This is a genomic window from Klebsiella sp. MBT K-1 (assembly GCF_002556465.1).
Lineage (GTDB): Bacteria > Pseudomonadota > Gammaproteobacteria > Enterobacterales > Enterobacteriaceae > Klebsiella > Klebsiella grimontii.
Genome location: NZ_PDEL01000007.1, coordinates 259,113 through 284,034, shown reverse-complemented (window position 1 = coordinate 284,034; position 24,922 = coordinate 259,113). Strand labels below are relative to the sequence as shown.

The 24,922-nt window shown below is 53.3% G+C and carries 23 protein-coding genes and 2 tRNA genes; 20 read left to right on the top strand and 5 right to left on the bottom strand.

The genetic code is table 11. The features are described from left to right. Positions 1-81: 81 nt before the first annotated feature. A complete protein-coding gene (gene greA, locus CMQ96_RS12980) occupies positions 82-558 on the top strand; it encodes a transcription elongation factor GreA (RefSeq protein WP_004125674.1) in 477 nt (158 codons plus the stop codon). Positions 559-710: 152 nt separating this feature from the next. Here the strand turns inward: greA and yhbY are convergent, their stop codons facing one another. Beyond that, positions 711-1,004, bottom strand: a complete 294-nt coding sequence (gene yhbY, locus CMQ96_RS12975) for a ribosome assembly RNA-binding protein YhbY (RefSeq protein ID WP_004139797.1) — start codon at positions 1,002-1,004, stop codon at positions 711-713. Positions 1,005-1,128: 124 nt separating this feature from the next. On the opposite strand from yhbY, the gene rlmE reads away from it, so the two are divergent. The 6 genes from rlmE (at position 1,129) to CMQ96_RS12940 (ending at position 6,728) form a co-directional block, all read left to right on the top strand. Next, positions 1,129-1,758 carry a 23S rRNA (uridine(2552)-2'-O)-methyltransferase RlmE gene (gene rlmE, locus CMQ96_RS12965; RefSeq protein WP_004106110.1) on the top strand — a complete coding sequence of 210 codons (630 nt, stop codon included), beginning with the start codon at positions 1,129-1,131 and terminating at the stop codon, positions 1,756-1,758. Between the two features lie 99 nt (positions 1,759-1,857). Beyond that, positions 1,858-3,792 carry an ATP-dependent zinc metalloprotease FtsH gene (gene ftsH / locus CMQ96_RS12960; protein WP_004139802.1) on the top strand — a complete coding sequence of 645 codons (1,935 nt, stop codon included), beginning with the start codon at positions 1,858-1,860 and terminating at the stop codon, positions 3,790-3,792. A 97-nt stretch (positions 3,793-3,889) separates the two neighbouring features. After that, on the top strand, positions 3,890-4,738 hold the full coding sequence (folP, locus tag CMQ96_RS12955; protein WP_004125673.1) for a dihydropteroate synthase: 849 nt from the start codon (positions 3,890-3,892) through the stop codon (positions 4,736-4,738). After that, on the top strand, positions 4,731-6,068 hold the full coding sequence (gene glmM, locus CMQ96_RS12950; RefSeq protein WP_024358752.1) for a phosphoglucosamine mutase: 1,338 nt from the start codon (positions 4,731-4,733) through the stop codon (positions 6,066-6,068). The genes folP and glmM overlap by 8 nt, the downstream gene beginning before the upstream one ends. A 229-nt stretch (positions 6,069-6,297) precedes the next feature. Next, complete coding sequence (secG, locus tag CMQ96_RS12945) at positions 6,298-6,627, top strand: preprotein translocase subunit SecG (RefSeq protein WP_004106103.1); 330 nt, start codon at positions 6,298-6,300, stop codon at positions 6,625-6,627. 14 nt (positions 6,628-6,641) lie between these two features. Further along, positions 6,642-6,728 (top strand) — tRNA-Leu (locus tag CMQ96_RS12940). 153 nt (positions 6,729-6,881) lie between these two features. Here the strand turns inward: CMQ96_RS12940 and argG are convergent. Continuing rightward, positions 6,882-8,225: an argininosuccinate synthase gene (argG, locus tag CMQ96_RS12935; RefSeq protein WP_004139807.1), complete on the bottom strand. Its 1,344-nt coding sequence runs from the start codon at positions 8,223-8,225 to the stop codon at positions 6,882-6,884. Between the two features lie 307 nt (positions 8,226-8,532). Here argG and CMQ96_RS12925 point away from each other — a divergent pair. From CMQ96_RS12925 to CMQ96_RS12860, 13 genes are all read left to right on the top strand, one after another. Then, a tRNA-Met gene (locus tag CMQ96_RS12925) sits at positions 8,533-8,609 on the top strand. 206 nt (positions 8,610-8,815) lie between these two features. Then, positions 8,816-9,268: a ribosome maturation factor RimP gene (gene rimP, locus CMQ96_RS12920; RefSeq protein WP_004139810.1), complete on the top strand. Its 453-nt coding sequence runs from the start codon at positions 8,816-8,818 to the stop codon at positions 9,266-9,268. Between the two features lie 27 nt (positions 9,269-9,295). Beyond that, entirely contained in the window at positions 9,296-10,783 is a 1,488-nt protein-coding gene (gene nusA, locus CMQ96_RS12915; protein WP_004125657.1) for a transcription termination factor NusA, read from the top strand. A 24-nt stretch (positions 10,784-10,807) separates the two neighbouring features. Beyond that, positions 10,808-13,498, top strand: coding sequence for a translation initiation factor IF-2 (gene infB / locus CMQ96_RS12910; RefSeq protein ID WP_004125655.1), 2,691 nt, complete (start codon positions 10,808-10,810; stop codon positions 13,496-13,498). A gap of 91 nt (positions 13,499-13,589) precedes the next feature. After that, complete coding sequence (gene rbfA, locus CMQ96_RS12905) at positions 13,590-13,991, top strand: 30S ribosome-binding factor RbfA (protein WP_004106092.1); 402 nt, start codon at positions 13,590-13,592, stop codon at positions 13,989-13,991. After that, on the top strand, positions 13,991-14,935 hold the full coding sequence (truB, locus tag CMQ96_RS12900) for a tRNA pseudouridine(55) synthase TruB (protein WP_024358750.1): 945 nt from the start codon (positions 13,991-13,993) through the stop codon (positions 14,933-14,935). The genes rbfA and truB overlap by 1 nt, the downstream gene beginning before the upstream one ends. 147 nt (positions 14,936-15,082) lie before the next feature. Then, the gene (gene rpsO, locus CMQ96_RS12895; protein WP_002918244.1) at positions 15,083-15,352 is read left to right on the top strand and encodes a 30S ribosomal protein S15; all 270 of its coding nucleotides are present in this window, start codon (positions 15,083-15,085) and stop codon (positions 15,350-15,352) included. 241 nt (positions 15,353-15,593) lie between these two features. Then, positions 15,594-17,732, top strand: coding sequence for a polyribonucleotide nucleotidyltransferase (pnp, locus tag CMQ96_RS12885; protein WP_004139819.1), 2,139 nt, complete (start codon positions 15,594-15,596; stop codon positions 17,730-17,732). A 107-nt stretch (positions 17,733-17,839) separates the two neighbouring features. Beyond that, positions 17,840-18,724, top strand: coding sequence for a lipoprotein NlpI (nlpI, locus tag CMQ96_RS12880; protein ID WP_004139820.1), 885 nt, complete (start codon positions 17,840-17,842; stop codon positions 18,722-18,724). Positions 18,725-18,824: 100 nt separating this feature from the next. Further along, positions 18,825-18,905, top strand: a complete 81-nt coding sequence (yrbN, locus tag CMQ96_RS12875; protein WP_085903200.1) for a protein YrbN — start codon at positions 18,825-18,827, stop codon at positions 18,903-18,905. Further along, the gene (locus CMQ96_RS12870; protein WP_024358749.1) at positions 18,898-20,859 is read left to right on the top strand and encodes a DEAD/DEAH family ATP-dependent RNA helicase; all 1,962 of its coding nucleotides are present in this window, start codon (positions 18,898-18,900) and stop codon (positions 20,857-20,859) included. The genes yrbN and CMQ96_RS12870 overlap by 8 nt, the downstream gene beginning before the upstream one ends. A gap of 144 nt (positions 20,860-21,003) precedes the next feature. Continuing rightward, positions 21,004-22,248 carry a tryptophan permease gene (gene mtr / locus CMQ96_RS12865; RefSeq protein ID WP_098066899.1) on the top strand — a complete coding sequence of 415 codons (1,245 nt, stop codon included), beginning with the start codon at positions 21,004-21,006 and terminating at the stop codon, positions 22,246-22,248. Positions 22,249-22,346: 98 nt separating this feature from the next. Further along, on the top strand, positions 22,347-23,288 hold the full coding sequence (locus CMQ96_RS12860; protein WP_004139823.1) for a LysR family transcriptional regulator: 942 nt from the start codon (positions 22,347-22,349) through the stop codon (positions 23,286-23,288). On the opposite strand, the gene CMQ96_RS12855 is transcribed toward CMQ96_RS12860, so the two are convergent. The 3 genes from CMQ96_RS12855 to madL are packed head-to-tail and all read right to left on the bottom strand — an operon-like array spanning position 23,251 to position 24,891. Then, complete coding sequence (locus CMQ96_RS12855) at positions 23,251-23,682, bottom strand: HutP family protein (protein ID WP_004139824.1); 432 nt, start codon at positions 23,680-23,682, stop codon at positions 23,251-23,253. The genes CMQ96_RS12860 and CMQ96_RS12855 overlap by 38 nt on opposite strands. 43 nt (positions 23,683-23,725) lie before the next feature. Next, positions 23,726-24,496 carry a malonate transporter subunit MadM gene (madM, locus tag CMQ96_RS12850; RefSeq protein WP_004139827.1) on the bottom strand — a complete coding sequence of 257 codons (771 nt, stop codon included), beginning with the start codon at positions 24,494-24,496 and terminating at the stop codon, positions 23,726-23,728. Further along, positions 24,496-24,891, bottom strand: coding sequence for a malonate transporter subunit MadL (gene madL, locus CMQ96_RS12845; RefSeq protein WP_024358747.1), 396 nt, complete (start codon positions 24,889-24,891; stop codon positions 24,496-24,498). Before madL ends, madM begins: the two co-directional genes overlap by 1 nt. Between the last annotated feature and the right edge of the window lie 31 nt (positions 24,892-24,922).

Here is a 24,922-nt window from a genome sequence, read left to right as displayed (position 1 = left end):
TTGCTCCGGCCCTGCTCAAGTCTTGACCGGTTGCGGAGCGGTGTTGTCTGCTCCATGAAGGAATGAAAAGAGGTATAACAAATGCAAGCTATTCCGATGACCTTACGTGGCGCTGAAAAACTGCGCGAAGAACTGGATTTCCTGAAGTCCGTACGTCGTCCTGAAATCATCGCGGCCATCGCTGATGCGCGCGAGCACGGCGATCTGAAAGAAAATGCTGAGTATCATGCTGCCCGCGAACAGCAGGGCTTCTGTGAAGGCCGCATTAAGGATATTGAAGCAAAGCTGTCGAACGCGCAGGTTATCGACATCACTAAAATGCCTAACAATGGCCGGGTGATTTTTGGTTCGACGGTCAGCGTTCTGAATCTCGATACGGATGAAGAGCAAACTTATCGTATCGTCGGCGATGATGAGGCCGATTTTAAGCAAAATCTGATCTCTGTTAACTCACCGATTGCACGTGGTTTAATCGGTAAAGAGCAGGATGATGTTGTGGTAATCCGTACACCGGGCGGTGAAGTCGAATTCGAAATTCTGAAGGTTGAGTACCTTTAATCCGAATTTAACGCTACGATGTTGATGGATTGTAAAGAAAGGAAAAAGGCCGCGTAGCGGCCTTTTATCAGCGTCCGGAGCATGGCATTTTGCTCGTCTACCCGCAGAAAACCCTCGATTTACACAAAGTTGTGTCGATAACCAGGATATTCTTAGCGTGGCAGCGAGATTTTACGCTCTTTAGTCGGGCGGTACAGAACCAGCGTTTTACCGATGACCTGTACATTACAGGCGCCGGTTTCGCGCACGATAGCTTCCACGATCAAGGTTTTAGTTTCGCGATCTTCCGAGGCGATCTTCACCTTGATAAGTTCATGGTGCTCTAACGCTTGTTCAATCTCGGCCAGTACCCCTTCGGTCAAACCATTGTTGCCAAGCATAACTACCGGCTTGAGCGGATGTGCCAGACCTTTCAGGTGCTGTTTTTGTTTAGTACTCAGATTCATCGTATTTTTTTGCTTACGTTGGGATTGAAAACGGTTCATTCTACCGCCATCTCCCATATATCGCCAAACTACCGCGTCGATTTTTACGTCGCGAAGTACGATGAACCCGAAATGGGAATGTTAAATGACAGGTAAAAAGCGTTCTGCCAGCTCAAGTCGTTGGCTTCAGGAACACTTTAGCGATAAATATGTTCAGCAGGCACAGAAAAAGGGGTTACGTTCCCGTGCCTGGTTTAAACTTGATGAAATACAGCAAAGTGACAAGATTTTTAAACCGGGGATGACGATAGTTGACCTCGGCGCTGCACCCGGTGGCTGGTCGCAATACGCGGTTACGCAGATCGGTAACAGCGGCCGCATCATTGCTTGCGATCTTCTACCTATGGATCCAATCGTTGGTGTGGACTTCCTTCAGGGCGACTTTCGTGATGAATTAGTCCTGAAAGCGTTACTTGAGCGTGTAGGTGACAGTAAAGTACAAGTTGTCATGTCCGATATGGCGCCAAATATGTGTGGAACACCGGCGGTGGATATTCCCCGGGCCATGTATCTGGTGGAACTGGCGCTTGGAATGGCTCGTGATGTCTTAGCGCCAGGTGGTAGTTTTGTAGTGAAGGTGTTCCAGGGCGAAGGCTTCGATGAGTATCTAAGAGAGATTCGCTCCCTGTTTACGAAGGTCAAAGTTCGTAAGCCGGACTCTTCTCGCGCCCGTTCGCGTGAAGTGTATATTGTAGCGACCGGGCGTAAACCATAACCGGCAGATTTCAAACGAAAGTTTGAAAGACGCTGGATATAGAGTATCCTGACGCTGTTTTTAACACAGTTGTAATATGAGGTTAATCCCTTGAGTGACATGGCGAAAAACCTAATACTCTGGCTGGTCATTGCCGTTGTGCTGATGTCAGTATTCCAGAGCTTTGGGCCCAGCGAGTCGAATGGCCGCAAGGTGGATTATTCTACCTTCCTGCAGGAGGTCAATCAGGACCAGGTTCGCGAAGCGCGTATCAACGGACGTGAGATAAACGTTACCAAGAAAGATAGTAACCGTTACACGACCTACATCCCGGTGAACGATCCTAAGCTGCTTGATAACCTTCTGACTAAAAATGTCAAGGTGGTTGGTGAGCCGCCAGAAGAGCCGAGCCTGCTGGCTTCTATCTTCATCTCCTGGTTCCCGATGCTGCTTCTTATCGGCGTCTGGATCTTCTTTATGCGCCAGATGCAGGGCGGCGGTGGCAAAGGTGCCATGTCGTTCGGTAAGAGTAAGGCGCGTATGCTGACGGAAGACCAGATCAAAACCACTTTTGCCGACGTCGCCGGTTGTGACGAAGCGAAAGAAGAAGTGGCTGAACTGGTTGAATACCTGCGCGAGCCGAGCCGTTTCCAGAAGCTGGGCGGTAAAATTCCGAAAGGCGTCCTGATGGTCGGCCCTCCGGGTACCGGTAAAACCTTGCTGGCAAAAGCCATCGCGGGTGAAGCTAAGGTTCCATTTTTTACGATTTCCGGTTCTGACTTCGTTGAAATGTTCGTTGGTGTCGGTGCATCCCGCGTGCGTGACATGTTCGAACAGGCCAAGAAAGCGGCTCCGTGCATCATCTTTATCGATGAAATCGACGCCGTGGGCCGCCAGCGTGGTGCGGGCTTAGGTGGCGGTCACGATGAACGTGAACAGACCCTGAACCAGATGCTGGTTGAGATGGACGGCTTTGAGGGTAACGAAGGTATCATCGTTATCGCGGCAACCAACCGCCCGGACGTTCTTGACCCTGCGCTGCTGCGTCCAGGCCGCTTTGACCGTCAGGTTGTGGTAGGTCTGCCGGACGTTCGCGGTCGCGAACAGATTCTGAAAGTGCATATGCGCCGCGTACCGCTGGCGCCGGATATCGACGCGGCAATTATTGCCCGCGGTACGCCGGGCTTCTCCGGTGCTGACCTGGCAAACCTGGTGAACGAAGCGGCGCTGTTTGCGGCTCGTGGCAACAAGCGCGTTGTATCGATGGTTGAATTCGAGAAAGCGAAAGACAAAATCATGATGGGTGCGGAACGTCGCTCCATGGTGATGACGGAAGCGCAGAAAGAGTCCACCGCATATCACGAAGCGGGCCATGCGATTATTGGCCGCCTGGTGCCGGAACACGATCCGGTGCACAAAGTGACGATTATCCCGCGCGGTCGCGCACTGGGTGTCACCTTCTTCCTGCCTGAAGGCGACGCGATCAGCGCCAGCCGTCAGAAGCTGGAAAGCCAGATTTCAACCCTGTACGGCGGTCGTCTGGCGGAAGAGATTATCTACGGCGTAGAGCATGTTTCTACCGGCGCGTCGAACGACATTAAAGTCGCGACTAACCTGGCGCGTAACATGGTCACCCAGTGGGGCTTCTCTGACAAACTCGGCCCGCTGCTGTATGCCGAAGAAGAAGGTGAAGTTTTCCTTGGCCGCAGCGTCGCGAAAGCGAAGCATATGTCCGATGAAACGGCGCGTATTATCGACCAGGAAGTGAAGTCACTGATTGAGCGTAACTACAATCGTGCACGCCAGCTCCTGAACGATAACATGGACATCCTGCACGCGATGAAAGATGCGCTCATGAAATATGAAACCATCGACGCCCCGCAGATTGATGACCTGATGGCTCGCCGCGATGTTCGCCCGCCAGCTGGCTGGGAAGAACCGGGTTCATCCAACAATTCTGACAACAATGGCACCCCTCGTGCTCCGCGTCCGGTCGATGAACCGCGTACGCCAAACCCGGGCAATACCATGTCAGAACAGCTGGGCGACAAATAAGTTAGCCGTTATTGACGCTGTTGTACTTTTTAAAACCCCTGAGCGTATGCTCCGGGGTTTTTCTTTTTCAACCTTTCTCTGACTCAGGGATTTAGCGATGAAACTTGTAGCCCAGGGCTCAACCCTCGATCTCTCTCATCCACATGTGATGGGTATTCTTAACGTTACTCCTGATTCTTTCTCTGACGGCGGGACTCACAACACGCTGGTCGAAGCCGTTAAACACGCCAATCTGATGATCAATGCCGGGGCGACTATCATTGATATCGGTGGGGAGTCGACGCGTCCGGGGGCTGCGGATGTCAGCGTCGAGGAAGAACTGGCGCGAGTCATTCCGACGGTGGAGGCGATTGCCCAGCGCTTTGAGGTCTGGATCTCCGTTGATACCTCAAAACCGGAAGTGATTCGCGAGTCGGCGCGTGTTGGCGCGCATATCATCAATGATATCCGTTCGCTGACCGAACCGGGAGCGCTGGAGGCTGCGGCTGAAACGGGCTTGCCGGTATGTCTGATGCATATGCAGGGTCAGCCGAAGACAATGCAGGACGCACCGAAGTACGCGGACGTGTTTGCTGACGTTGAGCGCTTTTTTGTCGAACATATTGTGCGCTGCGAACGGGCCGGTATCGCAAAAGATAAATTGTTGCTCGACCCGGGATTCGGTTTCGGTAAAAATCTTTCTCATAATTATGAACTGCTTGCCCGACTTGGAGAGTTCCATCATTTTGGTCTTCCGCTGCTGGTAGGTATGTCGCGTAAGTCGATGGTAGGTCAGTTGCTTAATGTCGGGCCGACGGAGCGCCTGAGTGGCAGCCTGGCCTGTGCTGTCATTGCTGCAATGCAGGGCGCGCAGATAATTCGCGTCCATGATGTCAAAGAAACGGTAGAAGCGCTGCGCGTGGTGGAAGCTACCCTGGCCGCTAAGGAAAATAAACGTTATGAGTAACCGCAAATATTTTGGTACTGATGGTATTCGTGGCCGCGTAGGCGATGCGCCAATAACGCCAGAATTTGTGTTAAAGCTGGGCTGGGCGGCAGGTAAGGTACTGGCAAGGCACGGCTCACGGAAGATTATTATTGGTAAAGATACCCGTATTTCAGGCTATATGCTGGAGTCCGCGCTGGAGGCTGGCCTGGCCGCCGCGGGATTATCCGCTTCTTTTACCGGCCCGATGCCAACGCCGGCAATTGCCTATCTGACGCGCACCTTCCGCGCGGAAGCCGGGATTGTGATTTCCGCTTCGCATAATCCGTTCTATGACAACGGCATCAAATTCTTCTCTATCGAGGGCACGAAGCTTCCTGATGAGGTAGAGGAAGCCATTGAAGCTGAAATGGAAAAAGAACTCACCTGCGTGGATTCCGCCGAGCTGGGTAAAGCCAGCCGTATCGTCGACGCTGCCGGTCGTTATATCGAGTTTTGCAAAGGCACTTTCCCGAACGAGCTGAGCCTCAACTCTTTAAAAGTGGTGGTCGATTGCGCTCACGGGGCGACATATCACATTGCGCCGAACGTTTTCCGCGAGTTGGGCGCTCAGGTCATTGCGATGGGCTGTGAGCCTGATGGTCTCAACATCAATGAAGAAGTCGGGGCGACGGACGTTCGTGCTCTGCAGGCGCGCGTGCTGGCGGAAAAGGCCGATCTGGGCATTGCTTACGATGGCGATGGCGATCGGGTCATTATGGTGGACCATGAAGGCAACAAAGTCGACGGTGACCAGATCCTCTATATCATTGCCCGTGAGGGCCTGCGTCAGGGGCAGCTGCGGGGCGGCGCTGTCGGGACGCTGATGAGCAATATGGGTCTCGAACTGGCGCTCAAACAGCTGGGTATTCCTTTTGTTCGCGCCAAAGTGGGCGACCGCTATGTGCTGGAGAAGCTGCAGGAGAAGGGCTGGCGCATTGGCGCGGAAAACTCCGGTCATGTGATCTTACTGGATAAAACCACTACGGGTGATGGGATTGTCGCCAGCCTGCAGGTTGTGGCGGCAATGGTGCGTAACCATATGAGCCTGCACGACCTGTGCAGCGGAATGAAAATGTTCCCGCAGCTTCTGGTTAACGTTCGCTTTACGGAAGGTAGCGGTAACCCGCTGGAACATGAGCACGTCAAAGCGGTAACGGCAGAAGTGGAAGCGGCGCTGGGGAATCGGGGCCGCGTACTGCTGCGTAAATCAGGCACTGAGCCGCTGATTCGCGTTATGGTGGAAGGCGAGCATGAAGAACAGGTGCACGAATTTGCCCACCGTATCGCTGATGCGGTGAAAAGCGTTTAATCTCTCTTGCTAAGTGACTAAAAAGGCGACGCTTGCCGCCTTTTTAGTCGACAATAAATCGCTTTTTGCTGTTTTTTTCCGCACTTGATACAATGCGCTGAAATTGCCCTTGCGAAGGTCATTCGCTTTGGTTAGTATTCACACCCGCTTCAGTGGGAAACGTTGAAACGTCCCGCTTTATTGGTCGAAGCACTTGGTATGCGGCAAATCCGCAAGGAACAGGTTGATTATGTACGAAGCTCTTTTAGTTGTTTTCCTTATTGTGGCGATTGGCCTTGTTGGTCTGATTATGCTGCAGCAAGGTAAAGGCGCTGATATGGGAGCCTCCTTCGGAGCAGGCGCTTCCGGCACTCTGTTTGGATCCAGCGGTTCAGGTAATTTCATGACCCGCATGACTGGTATCCTGGCTGCGCTGTTCTTCATCATCAGTCTGGCGCTGGGCAATATCAACAGCAACAAGACCAATAAAGGAAGTGAGTGGGATAATCTGAGCGCTCCGAAAACTGAGCAAACTCAGCCGACAGCTCCGGCGCAGCCGAGCAGCGATATCCCGCACTGATAAGCAGTATCCGTACCGAGGTGGTGGAATTGGTAGACACGCTACCTTGAGGTGGTAGTGCCCTAACGGGCTTGTGGGTTCGAGTCCCATCCTCGGTACCAATTTCTTGAAAAAAGACGCTGAAAAGCGTCTTTTTTTTCGTCCAGAGAAAGGTGAACGGCAGCATCAGTGCCGGATATTCCACGTCGCTTTGGCGCGGATATTTCTGCATAAAAAAGGCCGCTCGCGCGGCCTTCACTATTTTCTCTGGAACGTTACTTAGATTTACTTTCCAGATTTTCTACCTGCGGCAAGCCGGTGGCGGAAGAGGCGGTCAGCAGTCCGGACTGCGCGTAGCCAAATAGCTTATCGCGGGTATCGGTGATATCCAGGTTACGCATCGTCAGCTGGCCGATACGGTCCTCGGCGGAGAACATCGAGTCACCTTTTTCCATCGTCAGACGCTCTGCTTTATAGGTCAGATTATCAGAGACGGTATTGAGGATGGAGTAGTCGTTGCCGCGACGCAGTTCAAGCGTCACTTCGCCGGTGATTTGGCTAGCCACCCAGCGCTGCAGTCCGTCGCGAAGCATCAGCGCCTGGGAATCGAACCAGCGCCCCTGATACAGCAGACGACCCAGCTGACGACCGTGCGCATGATATTGCTCGATGGTATCTTCATTGTGAATACCGGTCAGCAGACGCTCGTAGGCGATATGCAGCAGCGCCATGCCCGGGGCTTCATAAATGCCGCGGCTCTTCGCTTCGATGATACGGTTTTCGATCTGATCGCTCATACCCAGACCATGGCGGCCGCCGATGCGGTTAGCTTCCAGCATCAGTTCAACGTCATCGCTAAAGGTTTGTCCGTTCAGCGCAACCGGGTGGCCCTGTTCAAAGCGAACGGTGACTTCTTCCGCCGGGATTTTGACGCTTTCGTCCCAGAACTTGACGCCCATAATCGGGTTCACAATCTTGACGCTGGAGTTCAGGAACTCGAGATCTTTCGCTTCGTGTGTGGCGCCCAGCATATTGGAGTCGGTTGAGTAGGCTTTTTCTACGGACATTTTATAGTCAAATCCGCAGGAAATCATAAACTCTGACATCTCCTGACGGCCGCCCAGCTCGTCGATAAAGTCGCTATCCAGCCACGGTTTGTAAATTTTCAGCTCAGCATTGGTCAGCAGGCCGTAGCGATAGAAACGTTCAATATCGTTACCTTTATAGGTACTGCCATCGCCCCAGATATTGACGCCGTCTTCCTTCATGGCAGCGACCAGCATGGTACCGGTCACCGCGCGGCCCAGCGGGGTGGTGTTAAAGTAGGTTAATCCGCCGGTGGTGTTATGAAATGCTCCGCACTGAATCGCGGCAATGCCTTCGGCAACCAGCTGTTTACGGCAATCGATCAGACGAGCCCCTTCAGCACCATATTCTTTGGCACGACGAGGAATGGCATCGTAATCGTCTTCGTCTGGCTGTCCCAGGTTTGCAGTATATGCATAAGGGACTGCACCCTTTTTACGCATCCACAGCAGCGCGGCGCTGGTATCCAGCCCACCAGAAAAAGCAATACCAATACGTTGGCCTACCGGGAGATGCTTGAGAATCGTCGTCATAAAATAAAACCCTGCTAGATAGACTGTGGTGAGTTCAACTCAACAATCTTTATTGCATGTTTATGCATTAATTGTGAGTTTTCATTTAATCATCTTTTGCTGGCGACAGGAAGAGGCAGAGCCTATTTTTGCCAAAAAAGCCTGAAATACCAGCATGAACCGAAACCTGCAATGTGAAATTCATGTTGACAAAATATATGAAGTATCAATACAATTCACTACGATTTTATGTCCCGTCTCTCGGTACCAAATCCCAGCAGTATTTGCGTCTTTTGCTCAAAACGAGTAAAATATGCCACGTTTCAGGCGCGGGGTGGAGCAGCCTGGTAGCTCGTCGGGCTCATAACCCGAAGGTCGTCGGTTCAAATCCGGCCCCCGCAACCACTTTCCCATTAAGTACTTTTTCAAATATACTGTGAGGACCGGGTCCTTCGTAGACGAATTTGAAAGAATTCTTCTGGAAAGTGTTCCAGATCGCAGTTGCGATCTCAGGGTTCAGTTATCTAAAGCCCCGATTTATCGGGGTTTTTTGTTATCTGACTTCAGAATAACTGGGCTATACGCCCTTTTTTTATGTCTTGGGGGTGGGTTTGTCCACATTAGAGCAAAAATTAACAGAGATGCTCACTGCGCCAGTTGAAGCGCTTGGCTTTGAGCTGGTCGGCATCGAATTTATTCGCGGTCGCACGTCCACACTGCGCATCTATATTGATAGTGACGATGGCATCAATGTTGATGATTGTGCTGATGTGAGCCACCAGGTCAGTGCTGTCATGGACGTCGAAGACCCGATTACAGTCGCTTATAACCTGGAAGTCTCTTCCCCTGGTCTCGATCGTCCCATGTTCACCGCCGAGCACTATGAGCGTTTCATTGGTGAAGAAGTTTCGCTGGTTTTGCGCATGGCGGTACAGAACCGACGCAAATGGCAGGGCCTTATCAAAGCGGTAGACGGTGAGATGATCACGGTAACCGTCGAAGGCAAAGATGAAGTGTTCGCGCTGAGTAACATCCAGAAGGCGAACCTGGTTCCCCACTTTTAACAGTCTGGATTGAGGTGAAAGGCCCCGATGAACAAAGAAATTTTGGCTGTTGTTGAAGCCGTTTCCAACGAAAAGGCGCTGCCGCGTGAGAAAATTTTCGAAGCGTTGGAAAGTGCGTTAGCGACGGCTACCAAGAAAAAATATGAGCAAGAGATCGACGTGCGCGTAGAAATCGATCGCAAAAGCGGTGATTTCGATACTTTCCGTCGCTGGTTGGTGGTTGAAGAAGTCACTCAGCCGACGCGCGAAATCACGCTGGAAGCTGCGCGCTACGAAGATGAAAGCATGAATCCTGGCGATTACGTCGAAGACCAGATTGAATCTGTCACCTTTGACCGTATCACTACGCAGACCGCCAAGCAGGTTATCGTACAAAAAGTACGTGAAGCCGAACGTGCGATGGTCGTCGATCAGTTCCGTGAGCACGAAGGTGAAATCATCACGGGCGTAGTGAAGAAAGTGAACCGCGACAACATTACGCTGGATCTGGGCAACAACGCTGAAGCCGTGATCCTGCGTGAAGATATGCTGCCGCGTGAGAACTTCCGTCCGGGTGACCGTATCCGTGGCGTACTGTACGCAGTTCGTCCGGAAGCGCGCGGCGCGCAGCTGTTCGTGACTCGCTCCAAGCCGGAAATGCTGGTTGAACTGTTCCGCATTGAAGTACCGGAAATTGGTGAAGAAGTTCTCGAAATTAAAGCGGCGGCTCGCGATCCTGGCTCTCGTGCCAAAATCGCCGTTAAAACTAACGACAAGCGTATCGATCCGGTTGGCGCCTGCGTCGGCATGCGCGGCGCGCGCGTTCAGGCTGTCTCGACTGAACTGGGCGGCGAGCGTATCGATATCGTGCTGTGGGACGATAACCCGGCGCAGTTCGTGATTAACGCCATGGCTCCGGCTGACGTCGCATCTATCGTGGTAGATGAAGACAAGCACACCATGGATATCGCAGTCGAAGCGGGCAACCTGGCGCAGGCCATTGGCCGTAACGGTCAGAACGTACGTCTGGCATCTCAGCTCAGCGGCTGGGAACTCAACGTCATGACCGTTGACGACCTCCAGGCTAAGCATCAGGCCGAAGCCCATGCAGCGATTGATACCTTCACTAAATATCTTGATATTGATGAAGATTTCGCCACGCTGCTGGTTGAAGAAGGTTTCGCCACTCTGGAAGAACTGGCCTATGTGCCAATGAAGGAACTGCTGGAAATCGACGGTCTGGATGAAGCAACCGTTGAAGCACTTCGTGAGCGGGCGAAAAACGCGCTGACCACGCTGGCGCTGGCCAAAGAAGAGAGCCTGGGAGACAGCAAACCTGCCGACGATCTTTTGAATCTCGAAGGTATGGATCGCGCTCTGGCATTCACCCTGGCCGCCCGTGGTGTTTGTACGCTGGAAGATCTCGCCGAGCAGGGCATTGATGATCTGGCTGATATCGAAGGCTTGACCGACGAGAAAGCCGGAGAACTTATCATGGCCGCTCGTAATATTTGTTGGTTCGGCGACGAAGCGTAATAAACTGTAGCAGGAAGGAACAGCATGACAGATGTGACCATTAAAGCGCTGGCCTCAGAGATTCAGACCTCTGTGGATCGCCTGATACAGCAGTTTGCTGATGCAGGGATCCGCAAATCGGCTGATGATTCTGTGACCGCGCAAGAGAAGCAAACCTTGTTGACGCACCTGAACCGTGAACACGGCTCGGCGCCCGACAAGCTGACGCTGCAGCGCAAAACGCGCAGCACGTTAAATATTCCGGGTACCGGTGGAAAGAGCAAATCGGTACAAATCGAAGTCCGCAAGAAACGCACCTTTGTGAAACGCGATCCGCAAGAGGCCGAACGCCTTGCCGCGGAAGAGCAGGCGCAGCGTGAAGCGGAAGAGCAAGCCCGTCGTGAAGCTGAAGAATCAGCCAAACGCGAGGCGCAATTAAAAGCTGAACGTGAGGCCGCAGAACAAGCGAAACGTGAACTCGCCGATAAAGCGAAACGTGAAGCCGCGGAAAAAGACAAAGTGAGCAATCAACAAACCGACGATATGACCAAAACCGCCCAGGCTGAAAAGCAACGCCGCGAAAATGAAGCAGCGGAGCTCAAGCGCAAATCGGAAGAAGAAGCACGCCGCAAACTTGAAGAAGAAGCGCGCCGTGTAGCGGAAGAAGCACGCCGTATGGCTCAAGAAAATGAAAAGAACTGGACTGAAGCGCCAGAAACGCCTGAAGAGACCACTGACTATCACGTAACGACTTCTCAGCATGCTCGTCAGGCTGAAGACGACAACGATCGTGAAGTTGAAGGCGGTCGCGGCCGCGGACGTAATGCGAAAGCAGCGCGCCCGGCGAAGAAAGGCAATAAACACGCTGAATCGAAAGCCGATCGTGAAGAAGCCCGTGCGGCCGTTCGCGGCGGTAAAGGCGGTAAGCATCGTAAAGGTTCTGCTCTGCAGCAAGGTTTCCAGAAGCCGGCTCAGGCGGTTAACCGTGATGTCATTATCGGCGAAACCATCACCGTTGGCGATCTGGCCAACAAGATGGCCGTCAAAGGTTCTCAGGTCATCAAAGCGATGATGAAACTGGGCGCCATGGCGACCATCAACCAGGTCATCGACCAGGAAACCGCGCAGCTGGTTGCCGAAGAGATGGGCCACAAGGTTATCCTGCGTCGTGAAAACGAGCTGGAAGAAGCGGTAATGAGCGACCGTGACACCGGCGCAGCGGCTGAACCGCGCGCACCGGTAGTGACCATCATGGGTCACGTTGACCACGGTAAAACCTCTCTGCTGGACTACATTCGTTCAACGAAAGTGGCCTCTGGCGAAGCGGGCGGCATCACCCAGCACATCGGTGCGTACCATGTTGAAACCGACAACGGTATGATCACCTTCCTGGATACCCCGGGCCACGCCGCGTTTACCTCTATGCGTGCTCGTGGTGCGCAGGCGACGGATATCGTGGTTCTGGTTGTGGCGGCAGACGACGGCGTGATGCCGCAGACCATCGAAGCTATCCAGCACGCGAAAGCGGCGCAGGTACCTCTGGTCGTTGCGGTGAACAAAATCGATAAGCCGGAAGCTGACCTGGATCGCGTTAAAAACGAACTGTCTCAGTACGGCGTTATGCCGGAAGAGTGGGGCGGCGAAGCGCAGTTCATCCCTGTATCCGCTAAAGCCGGTACCGGTATTGACGATCTGCTGAATGCTATTCTGCTGCAGGCGGAAGTTCTGGAGCTGAAAGCGGTTCGCAACGGTATGGCGAGCGGCGCGGTGATCGAATCCTTCCTCGATAAAGGTCGTGGTCCGGTTGCAACCGTTCTGGTACGCGAAGGTACGCTGCATAAAGGCGACATCGTCCTGTGCGGTTTCGAATACGGTCGCGTTCGTGCGATGCGTAACGAACTGGGTCTGGAAGTGCTGGAAGCGGGTCCATCCATTCCGGTGGAAATCCTCGGCCTGTCTGGCGTACCGGCTGCCGGCGACGAAGTGACCGTCGTGCGTGACGAGAAGAAAGCGCGTGAAGTTGCGCTGTATCGTCAGGGCAAATTCCGTGAAGTTAAACTGGCTCGTCAGCAGAAATCTAAGCTGGAGAACATGTTCGCCAACATGACTGAAGGCGAAGTTCACGAAGTGAACATCGTCCTCAAAGCGGACGTTCAGGGTTCTGTGGAAGCGATCTCCGACTCCTTGCTGAAACTGTCTACCGACGAAGTGAAAGTGAAGATCATTGGTTCCGGCGTAGGTGGTATCACCGAAACCGACGCAACCCTGGCGGCCGCATCCAACGCGATTCTGGTTGGCTTTAACGTTCGTGCTGACGCATCTGCGCGTAAAGTTATCGACGCGGAAAGCCTGGATCTGCGCTACTACTCCGTCATCTACCATTTGATCGACGAAGTGAAAGCAGCGATGAGCGGCATGCTGTCTCCGGAACTGAAACAGCAGATCATCGGTCTGGCTGAAGTGCGTGATGTGTTCAAATCGCCGAAATTCGGCGCCATCGCGGGCTGTATGGTCACCGAAGGTACGATTAAGCGTCACAACCCAATCCGCGTTCTGCGCGACAACGTGGTTATCTATGAAGGCGAGCTGGAATCCCTGCGCCGCTTTAAAGATGACGTTAACGAAGTCCGTAACGGCATGGAATGTGGTATCGGCGTTAAGAACTACAACGACGTTCGCGTCGGCGATATGATCGAAGTGTTCGAAATCATCGAGATTCAACGTACCATCGATTAATCGTTTAGTAGGCCGGGGAAGCGCAGCGCCACCCGGTTATACAAAATTAAAGGGGGCCGCGTGGCCCCCTTATTTGTCTGGAGAATTTATTATGGCGAAAGAATTTGGTCGCCCGCAGCGTGTGGCCCAGGAGATGCAAAAAGAGATCGCAATCATCCTGCAGCGCGAAATTAAAGACCCGCGTCTGGGCATGATGACCACGGTTTCAGGTGTCGAAATGTCCCGCGATCTGGCCTATGCCAAAGTGTTTGTGACCTTCCTGAACGATAAAGACGAAGCCGCCGTGAAAGCGGGCATCAAGGCTTTGCAGGAAGCGTCTGGTTTTATTCGCTCGCTGCTGGGCAAAGCGATGCGCCTGCGTATCGTGCCTGAACTGACGTTTTTCTACGATAATTCGTTAGTCGAAGGGATGCGCATGTCGAATCTGGTGACCAGCGTGGTGAAACATGACGATGAGCGTCGTGTGAACCCGGACGACAGCAAGGAGGACTAATGAGTCGTCCTCGTCGTCGCGGCCGCGATGTGCACGGCGTTCTGTTGCTGGATAAACCGCAAGGCGCATCCAGCAACGACGTGTTGCAGAAAGTCAAACGGCTTTATAACGCCAACCGGGCAGGGCACACGGGCGCGCTGGATCCGCTGGCGACCGGTATGCTGCCGATTTGCCTCGGGGAAGCGACAAAGTTTTCCCAGTATCTGCTCGATTCTGACAAGCGCTACCGCGTGATTGCAAAGCTCGGCCAGCGCACCGATACCTCTGATGCCGATGGCCAGGTGGTGGAAGAGCGTCCGCTGGCTTTTAGCCCGGAGCAGCTGGCAGCCGCGCTTGACGGCTTCCGCGGCGAAACTCAGCAGATACCGTCGATGTATTCGGCGTTGAAATACCAGGGCAAAAAGCTGTACGAATATGCCCGCCAGGGCATTGAAGTACCGCGTGAATCCCGGCCGATTACGGTATACGAACTGCTATTTATTCGTCATGAGGGTAGCGAGCTTGAGCTGGAAATCCACTGCTCGAAAGGCACCTACATTCGCACGATTATTGATGATTTAGGCGAGAAACTAGGATGCGGCGCGCACGTCACTTTTCTCCGTCGCCTGGCGGTCAGTAAATATCCTGTCGAACGAATGGTGACGCTGGAGCAACTGCAGGCGCTGGTCGAGCAGGCCAATGCGCAGGATATTCCCGCCGCTCAGCTGCTGGACCCGCTGCTGATGCCGATGGACAGTCCGGCTTCGGATTACCCGTTGATTAATATTCCGGAAACCTCAGCCGTCTACTTTAAAAACGGTAACCCGGTTCGTACATCGGGCGCGCCGCTACAGGGGCTGGTTCGCGTCACGGAAGGCGCGGAAGAGAAGTTTCTTGGTATGGGTGAAATTGATGATGAAGGCCGCGTTGCGCCTCGTCGTCTGGTGGTTGAATACCCTGCCTGAGCGCTTTCCTTGCGATAAAAGGCTGCTGCGAGTAGAATATCGCCGCTTAACGCTCGCCAAAGTGATTTAACATTTGCGAGCGTTATATCAGGGGTTGCTGAATTAGAGATCGGCACCCTTTCTTTCTTTTAATTTTGGAGTTCGAAAATGTCTCTAAGCGTTGAAGCTAAAGCAAAAATCGTTTCTGAGTTCGGTCGTGGCGAAAACGACAGCGGTTCTACTGAAGTTCAGGTTGCACTGCTGACTGCACAGATCAACCACCTGCAGGGTCACTTTGCAGAGCACAAAAAAGATCACCACAGCCGTCGTGGTCTGCTGCGCATGGTTTCTCAGCGTCGTAAACTGCTCGACTACCTGAAACGTAAAGATGTTGCACGTTACTCTGCGCTGATCGAGCGTCTGGGTCTGCGTCGCTAATTCTGCGAGTTTCAGAAGAAGGGGCCTCACGGCCCCTTTTTTCGACCGGGCGGCAGCAATTCATTAAAAACTCATGTATTGTTGCTATTAATGATCTTCATGCAGAGGTTCGCGCGGCTAATGAGAGGCTTGACTCGCAGGGGCGGGTAAAGGTTGTCATTAGTCGCGAGGATGCAGAAGATCGGGTCATACGATGTCTTATCGTGGATTTGACATCATCTATAGATATAAGGATAGAATTTTGCTTAATCCGATCGTTCGTAAATTCCAGTACGGCCAACATACCGTAACCCTGGAGACCGGCATGATGGCGCGCCAGGCAACTGCCGCCGTTATGGTTAGCATGGATGACACCGCGGTATTCGTTACCGTTGTGGGCCAGAAAAAAGCGAAACCAGGCCAGGATTTCTTCCCGCTGACCGTTAACTATCAAGAGCGTACCTACGCTGCAGGTAAAATCCCGGGTGGTTTCTTCCGTCGTGAAGGCCGTCCGAGTGAAGGCGAAACCCTGATCGCGCGTCTGATTGACCGCCCGGTTCGCCCGCTGTTCCCGGAAGGCTTCGTGAACGAAGTCCAGGTTATTGCGACCGTGGTTTCCGTTAACCCGCAGGTTAACCCGGATATCGTCGCGATGATTGGCGCTTCCGCAGCCCTGTCCCTGTCCGGTATTCCGTTCAACGGCCCAATTGGCGCCGCTCGCGTCGGTTATATTAATGACCAGTACGTGCTGAACCCGACCCAGGAAGAGCTGAAGTCCAGCAAACTGGATCTGGTTGTTGCAGGTACCGAAGCCGCAGTACTGATGGTTGAATCCGAAGCTGAACTGCTGAGCGAAGACCAGATGCTGGGCGCGGTCGTGTTTGGTCACGACCAGCAGCAGATTGTTATTCAGAACATCAACGACCTGGTGAAAGAAGCCGGTAAACCGCGTTGGGACTGGCAGCCGGAAGTGGTTGATGCGGCGCTGAACGCGCGCGTTGCCGCGCTGGCTGAATCTCGCCTGAGCGATGCTTACCGTATCACCGACAAACAGGAGCGTTATGCTCAGGTTGACGCGATCAAATCTGAAACTATCGCGACCCTGGTTGCGGAAGATGAATCCCTGGACGCTAACGAACTGGGTGAAATCCTGCACGCAATCGAGAAAAACGTGGTTCGTAGCCGCGTACTGGCCGGTGAGCCGCGTATCGATGGTCGTGAAAAAGATATGATTCGTGGTCTGGACGTTCGCACTGGCGTTCTGCCGCGTACCCACGGTTCCGCACTCTTTACTCGTGGCGAAACTCAGGCGCTGGTTACCGCGACCCTGGGTACCGCACGCGACGCGCAGAACATCGATGAGCTGATGGGCGAGCGCACGGATTCCTTCCTGTTCCACTATAACTTCCCTCCGTACTCCGTAGGCGAAACGGGAATGGTCGGTTCTCCGAAGCGTCGTGAAATCGGTCACGGTCGTCTGGCCAAGCGCGGCGTCCTGGCCGTTATGCCGACTATCGAAGAGTTCCCGTACACCGTTCGCGTGGTTTCTGAAATCACCGAATCTAACGGTTCCTCCTCCATGGCTTCCGTCTGTGGCGCTTCTCTGGCGCTGATGGACGCAGGCGTGCCGGTGAAAGCCGCCGTTGCGGGTATCGCAATGGGTCTGGTGAAGGAAGGCGACAACTTCGTCGTACTGTCTGACATTCTGGGCGATGAAGATCACCTGGGCGATATGGACTTCAAAGTAGCGGGTTCCCGCGAAGGTATCTCTGCGCTGCAGATGGATATCAAAATTGAAGGTATCACCAAAGAGATCATGCAGGTTGCTCTGAACCAGGCTAAAGGTGCGCGTCTGCACATCCTGGGCGTGATGGAACAGGCGATTAACGCGCCGCGCGGCGATATCTCCGAATTCGCACCGCGTATCCACACGATCAAAATCAGCCCGGACAAAATTAAAGACGTTATCGGTAAGGGCGGCTCCGTTATTCGCGCGCTGACCGAAGAGACCGGCACCACTATCGAAATCGAAGATGACGGTACCGTTAAAATCGCAGCAACCGATGGCGACAAAGCGCAGCACGCGATTCGTCGTATCGAAGAGATCACCGCTGAGATCGAAGTTGGCCGTATCTATAACGGTAAAGTGACCCGCATCGTTGACTTTGGCGCGTTTGTTGCCATTGGCGGCGGTAAAGAAGGTCTGGTTCACATCTCTCAGATCGCCGACAAGCGCGTTGAGAAAGTGACCGACTATCTGCAGATGGGTCAGGAAGTGCCGGTTAAGGTTCTGGAAGTTGACCGTCAGGGCCGTGTCCGTCTGAGCATCAAAGAAGCAACTGAACAAACTCAGCCTGCGGCTGCGCCGGAAGCTCCGGCTGCCGAACAGCAGGGCGAGTAAGGTTGCCGTTTGCCCTCCGCATAGCGGAGGGCGCATTACGGGCAGGACGCCCTGTTTGCAGCCGGGGAACTGGACGTTCATCCAATCGTTGTCTTCGGGAGTGGGAAATGAAGCCTTTTTTGCGCTGGTGTTTCGTGGCGACAGCTCTCACGCTGGCAGGATGCAGCAACTCTGCCTGGCGTAAGGACGCAGTCCTCGCGGTGCCATTGCAACCGACTTTGCAGCAGGAAGTGATTCTGGCGCGCATGGAACAAATTCTTGCCAGTCGGGCTTTAACCGATGACGAACGCGCACAGCTTTTATATGAGCGCGGAGTGTTGTATGATAGTCTCGGTCTGAGGGCATTAGCGCGAAATGATTTTTCACAAGCGCTGGCAATCCGACCGGATATGCCTGAAGTATTCAATTACTTAGGCATTTATTTAACGCAGGCAGGCAATTTTGATGCTGCCTATGAAGCGTTTGATTCTGTACTTGAGCTTGATCCAACTTACAACTACGCGCACTTAAATCGCGGTATCGCCCTGTATTACGGCGGTCGTGCTAAGTTAGCGCAAGATGATCTGCTGGCGTTTTATCAAGACGATCCCAATGATCCTTTCCGAAGCCTGTGGCTTTATCTCGCCGAGCGTCAGCTCGATGAGAAGCAGGCGCTTGAAGCACTGAGACAGCGCTTAGACAAGTCGGATAAAGAACAATGGGGATGGAACATTGTCGGGTTCTACCTTGGCGACATTAGCGAAAAAGAGCTAATGACCCGTCTGAAGGCAGACGCAACGGATAACACCTCGCTCGCTGAGCATCTCAGTGAAACCAACTTCTATTTAGGTAAGTACTACCTAAGTCTGGGGGACAAGGACAGCGCTACGGCACTGTTCAAACTGGCGGTCGCAAACAACGTTCATAACTACGTTGAGCACCGATACGCATTGTTGGAATTATCGCTCTTGGGCCAGGAGCAAGATGACCTGGCAGAATCGGACCAGCAATAGCTGACGAACACATCAGCCCTTTTTTGATTGCCATCACCTTTGCGGGTGAGGGCGTTGTTGTTCGTTAATACACCTACTTTGAGCCGGTTCACACTTTTCAATGAAAATTACCGTAAATTTTCACGATGAGTTATGTAGACTGGCCGCCATTAATTTTGAGGCACACGTACTACATGGCTGAATTCGAAACCACTTTTGCAGATCTGGGCCTGAAGGCTCCCATCCTTGAAGCGCTTAACGATCTGGGTTACGAAAAACCATCTCCGATCCAGGCTGAGTGCATTCCGCATCTGCTGGGCGGCCGCGACGTTCTGGGTATGGCCCAGACGGGTAGCGGTAAAACCGCAGCGTTCTCTTTACCGCTGCTGAACAACCTTGATCCTGAGCTAAGAGCACCGCAGATTCTGGTGCTGGCGCCGACCCGCGAACTGGCGGTACAGGTAGCTGAAGCAATGACGGATTTCTCTAAACATATGCGCGGCGTAAACGTGGTTGCCCTCTACGGCGGCCAGCGTTATGACGTGCAGCTGCGCGCGCTGCGTCAGGGACCGCAAATTGTTGTCGGTACCCCGGGTCGTCTGCTGGACCACCTGAAACGCGGTACGCTGGATCTCTCTAAGCTGAGCGGTCTGGTTCTGGATGAAGCTGACGAAATGCTGCGCATGGGCTTCATCGAAGACGTAGAAACGATTATGGCGCAGATCCCGGAAGGTCATCAGACCGCTCTGTTCTCCGCCACCATGCCGGAAGCGATTCGTCGTATTACCCGCCGCTTTATGAAAGAGCCGCAGGAAGTGCGCATCCAGTCGAGCGTAACGACTCGTCCGGACATCAGCCAGAGCTACTGGACTGCTTACGGTATGCGTAAAAACGAAGCGCTGGTGCGTTTCCTGGAAGCGGAAGATTTTGATGCGGCGATTATCTTCGTTCGTACCAAAAACGCGACCCTGGAAGTGGCCGAAGCGCTGGAGCGTAGCGGCTATAGCAGCGCTGCGCTGAACGGCGATATGAACCAGTCCCTGCGTGAGCAGACTCTGGAGCGTCTGAAAGACGGTCGTCTGGATATCCTGATTGCAACCGACGTTGCGGCCCGTGGCCTGGACGTTGAGCGTATCAGCCTGGTAGTTAACTACGATATCCCGATGGATTCCGAGTCTTATGTTCACCGTATCGGCCGTACCGGTCGTGCGGGTCGTGCTGGCCGTGCGCTGCTGTTCGTTGAGAACCGCGAGCGTCGTCTGCTGCGCAACATCGAACGTACGATGAAGCTGACCATTCCGGAAGTTGAACTGCCGAACGCAGAACTGCTGGGCAAACGTCGCCTGGAAAAATTTGCCGCGAAAGTTCAGCAGCAGCTGGAAAGCAGCGATCTGGATCAGTACCGCGCGCTGCTGGCGAAAATCCAGCCGTCTGCCGAAGGCGAAGAGCTGGATGTGGAAACGCTGGCCGCCGCGCTGCTGAAAATGGCTCAGGGCGAACGTCCGCTGATCCTGCCGCCGGATGCGCCAATGCGTCCTAAGCGCGAGTTCCGCGACCGTGACGATCGTTTTGAGCGTCGTGGCGACCGTAACGACCGTGGCCCGCGCGGCGACCGTCCTGAACGCAGCGGCGAAGATCGTCCTAAGCGTGAACGTCGTGACGTTGGCGATATGGAACTGTACCGCATTGAAGTGGGCCGTGATGACGGCGTTGAAGTACGTCATATCGTTGGCGCAATCGCCAACGAAGGCGACATCAGCAGCCGTTACATTGGTAACATCAAGCTGTTTGGTTCTCACTCCACTATCGAACTGCCGAAAGGCATGCCGGGCGAAGTGCTGCAGCACTTTACGCGTACCCGCATCCTGAACAAGCCGATGAACATGCAGCTGCTGGGTGATGCTCAGCCGCGTCCTGAGCGCAGCGGCGAACGTCGTGGCGGCGGTGAGCGTCGTGAAGGCGGTCGTAGCTTCGGCGGCGGTGAACGTCGTGAAGGTCGTGGTTTCGGCGGCGAGCGTCGCGAAGGCGGCCGTAGTGAAGGTCGTCGTTTCAGCGGCGAACGTCGTGAAGGCGGCCGCGCGCCGCGCCGCGATGATGCTTCAGCTCCGCGTCGCGATGACTCCGCAGGTCGTCGTCGTTTCGGTGGCGATGCATAATTAGCGCTTTCCGCTAACGTAAAGTAAACGATACAGCCCCGATCTTAACGATTGGGGCTTTTTTTATTTCCTTTGTACTCGTGTACTGGTACAGTGCGTCACGTTGATAACAACAAAAGTATTTTCGACTGGAGATTTCGGCAAATGGCGACACTTACCACTACGGCAACCCGACCGTCCCTGTTTGGCGGCGTAGTGATTATTGGCGGGACGATTATTGGGGCGGGGATGTTCTCACTGCCGGTTGTGATGTCCGGCGCGTGGTTCTTCTGGTCTCTGGCGGCGCTGGTTTTTACCTGGTTTTGTATGCTTCACTCCGGGTTAATGATCCTCGAAGCGAACCTGAATTATCGCATTGGCTCCAGCTTCGATACCATTACCAAAGATTTGCTCGGTAAGGGCTGGAATCTGCTTAACGGCGTGTCGATTGCCTTTGTGCTTTATATTCTGACTTACGCCTATATCTCCGCCAGCGGCTCGATCCTGCACCATACGTTTAGCGAAATGTCGCTGAACGTCCCGGCAAGGGCGGCAGGTTTTGGTTTTGCCCTGCTGGTGGCGTTTATCGTCTGGCTGAGTACCAAAGCGGTGAGCCGCATGACGGCCATTGTGCTCGGGGCGAAGGTTATTACTTTCTTTCTGACCTTTGGCAGCCTGTTGGGACACGTTCAGCCGACCACCCTGTTTAACGTTGCTGAAAAGAATGCCTCGTATCTGCCCTACCTGCTGATGACGCTGCCGTTCTGCCTCGCGTCCTTCGGCTATCACGGCAATGTGCCGAGCCTGATGAAGTACTACGGCAAAGATCCGCGCACAATCGTTAAGTGCCTGGTTTACGGTACGCTGCTGGCGCTGGGTCTGTACGTGGTGTGGCTGCTGGTGACGATGGGCAATATCCCTCGTCTGGAGTTTATCGGTATCGCGCAGAAGGGGGGCAATATTGATGTCCTGGTCCAGGCGCTCAGCGGGGTACTGAATAGCCGGAGTCTGGATCTGCTGTTAGTGATCTTCTCAAACTTTGCCGTAGCCAGCTCATTCCTTGGCGTCACTCTCGGCCTGTTTGATTATCTGGCGGATCTTTTCGGTTTCGACGACTCCGCGCTGGGACGCTTTAAAACCGCGATTTTCACCTTTGTCCCGCCAATGGTGGGCGGCCTGCTGTGGCCGAACGGGTTCCTCTACGCGATCGGCTATGCGGGTCTGGCGGCGACCATCTGGGCGGCAATCGTACCGGCGCTGCTGGCTCGCGCATCGCGTAAACGCTTTGGCAGCCCATTGTTTCGCGTTTGGGGCGGAAAGCCGATGATTGCTTTGGTCCTGCTGTTTGGTCTGGGCAACGTGATTGTGCATTTCCTGTCGAGCTTTAATGTATTACCCACCTATCAATAATTGAATTTTCCGCTGAGCCAGATTTAACGATCTGGCTCAAAAAATATTTTCTTTATTTCTCTTACTATGAATATTGTCTTGAATAAGGGAATATTTATATGCTGAATAACGATATTACTCTGCGGAAGCTCGAGATTTTCCTTAGCTATATGGAGTCGATGAATATATCAAAAACTGCAGAGCTAATGAACATTTCATCCGTTAGCGTTCATCGCGCGCTTCATTCGTTGGAAGATAATTTACGCTGTCCTTTGTTTACCCATAATGGCCGCAATCTTTATCCTTTACCTGGCGCATGGGTTATGCAAAAGGAAGCGCGGGAAGTCATTAATGCACTGGAACGCTGTATTTATCTTACCCGCAAGGCTTCGGGGTATCATTCTCAGGTTTTACGTTTAGGGCTACTTTATTCGCTAGTGTTAAAAACCGCACCGCAAATTGTTCAGGGATTGAAAAAACGCTGCCCGGAACTGACCATTGAATTTATCATGAACTCTAATAAGAAATTATTAGAAGCGCTTAATGAAGAGAAGATTGATGCGGTTCTGATATCGACTCCTGATGATTATAACGCCCAGTTATTTGAGACATGGACCATATTCTCTGATTCCATCTACCTTGCAGTTCCGGTAACCGAAGCGGATAGCTTATCGACCCCCGTAGATTTACGGCATCTGCAAAATAAAAAGTTTATTGCCTTGAGCGAAGGCTTCGCGACCTGGCGAGGATTTCAGGAGGCCTTTCAGATTGCTGGATTTACGCCCGACATTACCGTCCGGGTACATGATATTTTTTCACTGATGAGTATGGTGAATGCCGGCATGGGCTATACCTTAATTCCGGGGCGGATGCGCGGCCTGTTCAGTAACGGCATTCGCCTGCTGCCGCTGCAGGAGCCCTATCGAATGGAACAGGAAATTTCGCTGGTCTTCCCGCGTAGCCAGGAAAATCAGCCGGGTCTGCTGTCCTTACTAGCCGAGTGCCGTATGTACGCCAGACAGCTTATGATGGAGAAAAGCGAGACAGAGAAAACCCCGTAAGCTCATGACTCAATCGCTGATAGACCACGCTTTCGCCGTAGATAGCGACGGCAAGCCACTTTGGATTACTGACTAAGGCTATTTTTATTCTCATCCGATCGCCATTGATGCTGTTCGCTAAAGCATGGGTCAGCGCCTGATGGCTGACCTGACATAACGTAAAAATGGCCGATTCCTGGCGCGTAATTATCTGATGCTTAAACGCGCAGCCGATGATACAGCGCTGTAGTTTATTTTTTATTTCATCCGATGTCCCGGTCATAAAAACAAAACCCACCTTATGTTCGGGCTTATCCGCTAATAGCTTCTGGCGAAAATTATCTTCGTCTTCTTGCGTACAAAGTGAGGCCAGAAGCGCGATTTGCCCAGGTTTCATGCGCTGAAATGAGTACATTGAACATCCCTTGCGCCTGCTGCATCACAGCAGGCGTCCGTCATTAAAAGAAGGGGGTTAAAGAGAGATAGAGGGCCGAAGGGGCCAGCAGACAGCCAAGGCCGGTATAAAAGGTTGCCGTCATTGCGCCATAGGGAACGAGTTTCGGGTCCGTGGCCGCCAGACCCGCGGCGACTCCGCTGGTGGAGCCCATTAGCCCGCCGTAGACGATAGCGGCGGCAGGCGAGTTCAGGCCCGCGGCTTTCGCTACCAGCGGCGTTAAGATCATGACGGCAATAGACTTAATCACGCCGGCGGCGATGCTCAGCGCGATAACATCCGAGCTTGCGCCAAGCGCTGCGCCGGTTACCGGGCCGACGATGAAGGTTACGGCCCCCGCGCCAATGGTCGCCATGCTGATGGCGTCGGTATAGCCAAAAGCCCAGGCGACAATCGCCCCGAGATAAAAAGAGAGCACCGTCGAGATAACCAGCGCCAGCGCGCCAGCCATGCCGGCTTTTTTCAGTTCTTCAAGCTTAACGCCGAAGGCGGTGGAAATGATGGCGAAATCGCGGAACATACCGCCGCCCATCAGCGCAATACCGCTGAACAAGCTGATATCGGCCAGACCTTTTTTACCGCCGGTCAGTTCCCCGCCAAGCCAGGCCAGCAGCAATCCGGCGACGATGGCAATAGCTGAGCTGTGGATCTTGCCGCGAAGCAGATGCGTTGAGATCCAGCTTGCGGCCCAGCATACGATACCCACCACGACAAAAGCGGTAATCAAACCGTTGCTGGTGAAGCTACCGGTTAGAATCTTTGTCAGCTGTTCCATTATTTACACTCCTCGCTAACGGCGGAGCTTTCCTGATGGTCGCGACCGCCGATTTTGCTCAAAGGCTTAATCAGCAGAAAACCAATAAAAACGGCGCCAACGCCGGCAATCAAGGCAACCGGACCGCCTTTAAGGGCGGCGATAACGTTCTGGTTTGCCGACATAGCGACGACAATCGGGATATACATTGCATTCCAGAAACCTACCCCCTGTTCCGCAGGCTTGGAGAGCAATCCTTTATCCACTAATTTTTGTGACACGATAACTAAAAACAGCATCGCGAAGCCGATGCCGCCGATATTGGCGGAAATACCCAAGACCAGGCCAAGAAGATCGCCCACGATTAGCCCGGCGAACATGCACAGTCCCATTAACATCAATCCGTAAATAATCATGATGTTTCTCTTTGTCTATCCATACTAAAAG

What these genes read in the sequence shown, in the direction of transcription:
- secG (WP_004106103.1), top strand. Translation starts at nt 6,298, where the DNA reads ATGTACGAAGCTCTTTTAGTTGTTTTCCTTATTGTGGCGATTGGCCTT.
- nusA (WP_004125657.1), top strand. Translation starts at nt 9,296, where the DNA reads ATGAACAAAGAAATTTTGGCTGTTGTTGAAGCCGTTTCCAACGAAAAG.
- rlmE (WP_004106110.1), top strand. Translation starts at nt 1,129, where the DNA reads ATGACAGGTAAAAAGCGTTCTGCCAGCTCAAGTCGTTGGCTTCAGGAA.
- CMQ96_RS12855 (WP_004139824.1), bottom strand. Translation starts at nt 23,682, where the DNA reads ATGTACTCATTTCAGCGCATGAAACCTGGGCAAATCGCGCTTCTGGCC.
- yhbY (WP_004139797.1), bottom strand. Translation starts at nt 1,004, where the DNA reads ATGAATCTGAGTACTAAACAAAAACAGCACCTGAAAGGTCTGGCACAT.
- CMQ96_RS12860 (WP_004139823.1), top strand. Translation starts at nt 22,347, where the DNA reads ATGCTGAATAACGATATTACTCTGCGGAAGCTCGAGATTTTCCTTAGC.
- truB (WP_024358750.1), top strand. Translation starts at nt 13,991, where the DNA reads ATGAGTCGTCCTCGTCGTCGCGGCCGCGATGTGCACGGCGTTCTGTTG.
- folP (WP_004125673.1), top strand. Translation starts at nt 3,890, where the DNA reads ATGAAACTTGTAGCCCAGGGCTCAACCCTCGATCTCTCTCATCCACAT.
- infB (WP_004125655.1), top strand. Translation starts at nt 10,808, where the DNA reads ATGACAGATGTGACCATTAAAGCGCTGGCCTCAGAGATTCAGACCTCT.
- rbfA (WP_004106092.1), top strand. Translation starts at nt 13,590, where the DNA reads ATGGCGAAAGAATTTGGTCGCCCGCAGCGTGTGGCCCAGGAGATGCAA.
- glmM (WP_024358752.1), top strand. Translation starts at nt 4,731, where the DNA reads ATGAGTAACCGCAAATATTTTGGTACTGATGGTATTCGTGGCCGCGTA.
- yrbN (WP_085903200.1), top strand. Translation starts at nt 18,825, where the DNA reads ATGAAAATTACCGTAAATTTTCACGATGAGTTATGTAGACTGGCCGCC.
- CMQ96_RS12870 (WP_024358749.1), top strand. Translation starts at nt 18,898, where the DNA reads ATGGCTGAATTCGAAACCACTTTTGCAGATCTGGGCCTGAAGGCTCCC.
- madL (WP_024358747.1), bottom strand. Translation starts at nt 24,891, where the DNA reads ATGATTATTTACGGATTGATGTTAATGGGACTGTGCATGTTCGCCGGG.
- ftsH (WP_004139802.1), top strand. Translation starts at nt 1,858, where the DNA reads ATGGCGAAAAACCTAATACTCTGGCTGGTCATTGCCGTTGTGCTGATG.
- argG (WP_004139807.1), bottom strand. Translation starts at nt 8,225, where the DNA reads ATGACGACGATTCTCAAGCATCTCCCGGTAGGCCAACGTATTGGTATT.
- rpsO (WP_002918244.1), top strand. Translation starts at nt 15,083, where the DNA reads ATGTCTCTAAGCGTTGAAGCTAAAGCAAAAATCGTTTCTGAGTTCGGT.
- madM (WP_004139827.1), bottom strand. Translation starts at nt 24,496, where the DNA reads ATGGAACAGCTGACAAAGATTCTAACCGGTAGCTTCACCAGCAACGGT.
- mtr (WP_098066899.1), top strand. Translation starts at nt 21,004, where the DNA reads ATGGCGACACTTACCACTACGGCAACCCGACCGTCCCTGTTTGGCGGC.
- greA (WP_004125674.1), top strand. Translation starts at nt 82, where the DNA reads ATGCAAGCTATTCCGATGACCTTACGTGGCGCTGAAAAACTGCGCGAA.
- nlpI (WP_004139820.1), top strand. Translation starts at nt 17,840, where the DNA reads ATGAAGCCTTTTTTGCGCTGGTGTTTCGTGGCGACAGCTCTCACGCTG.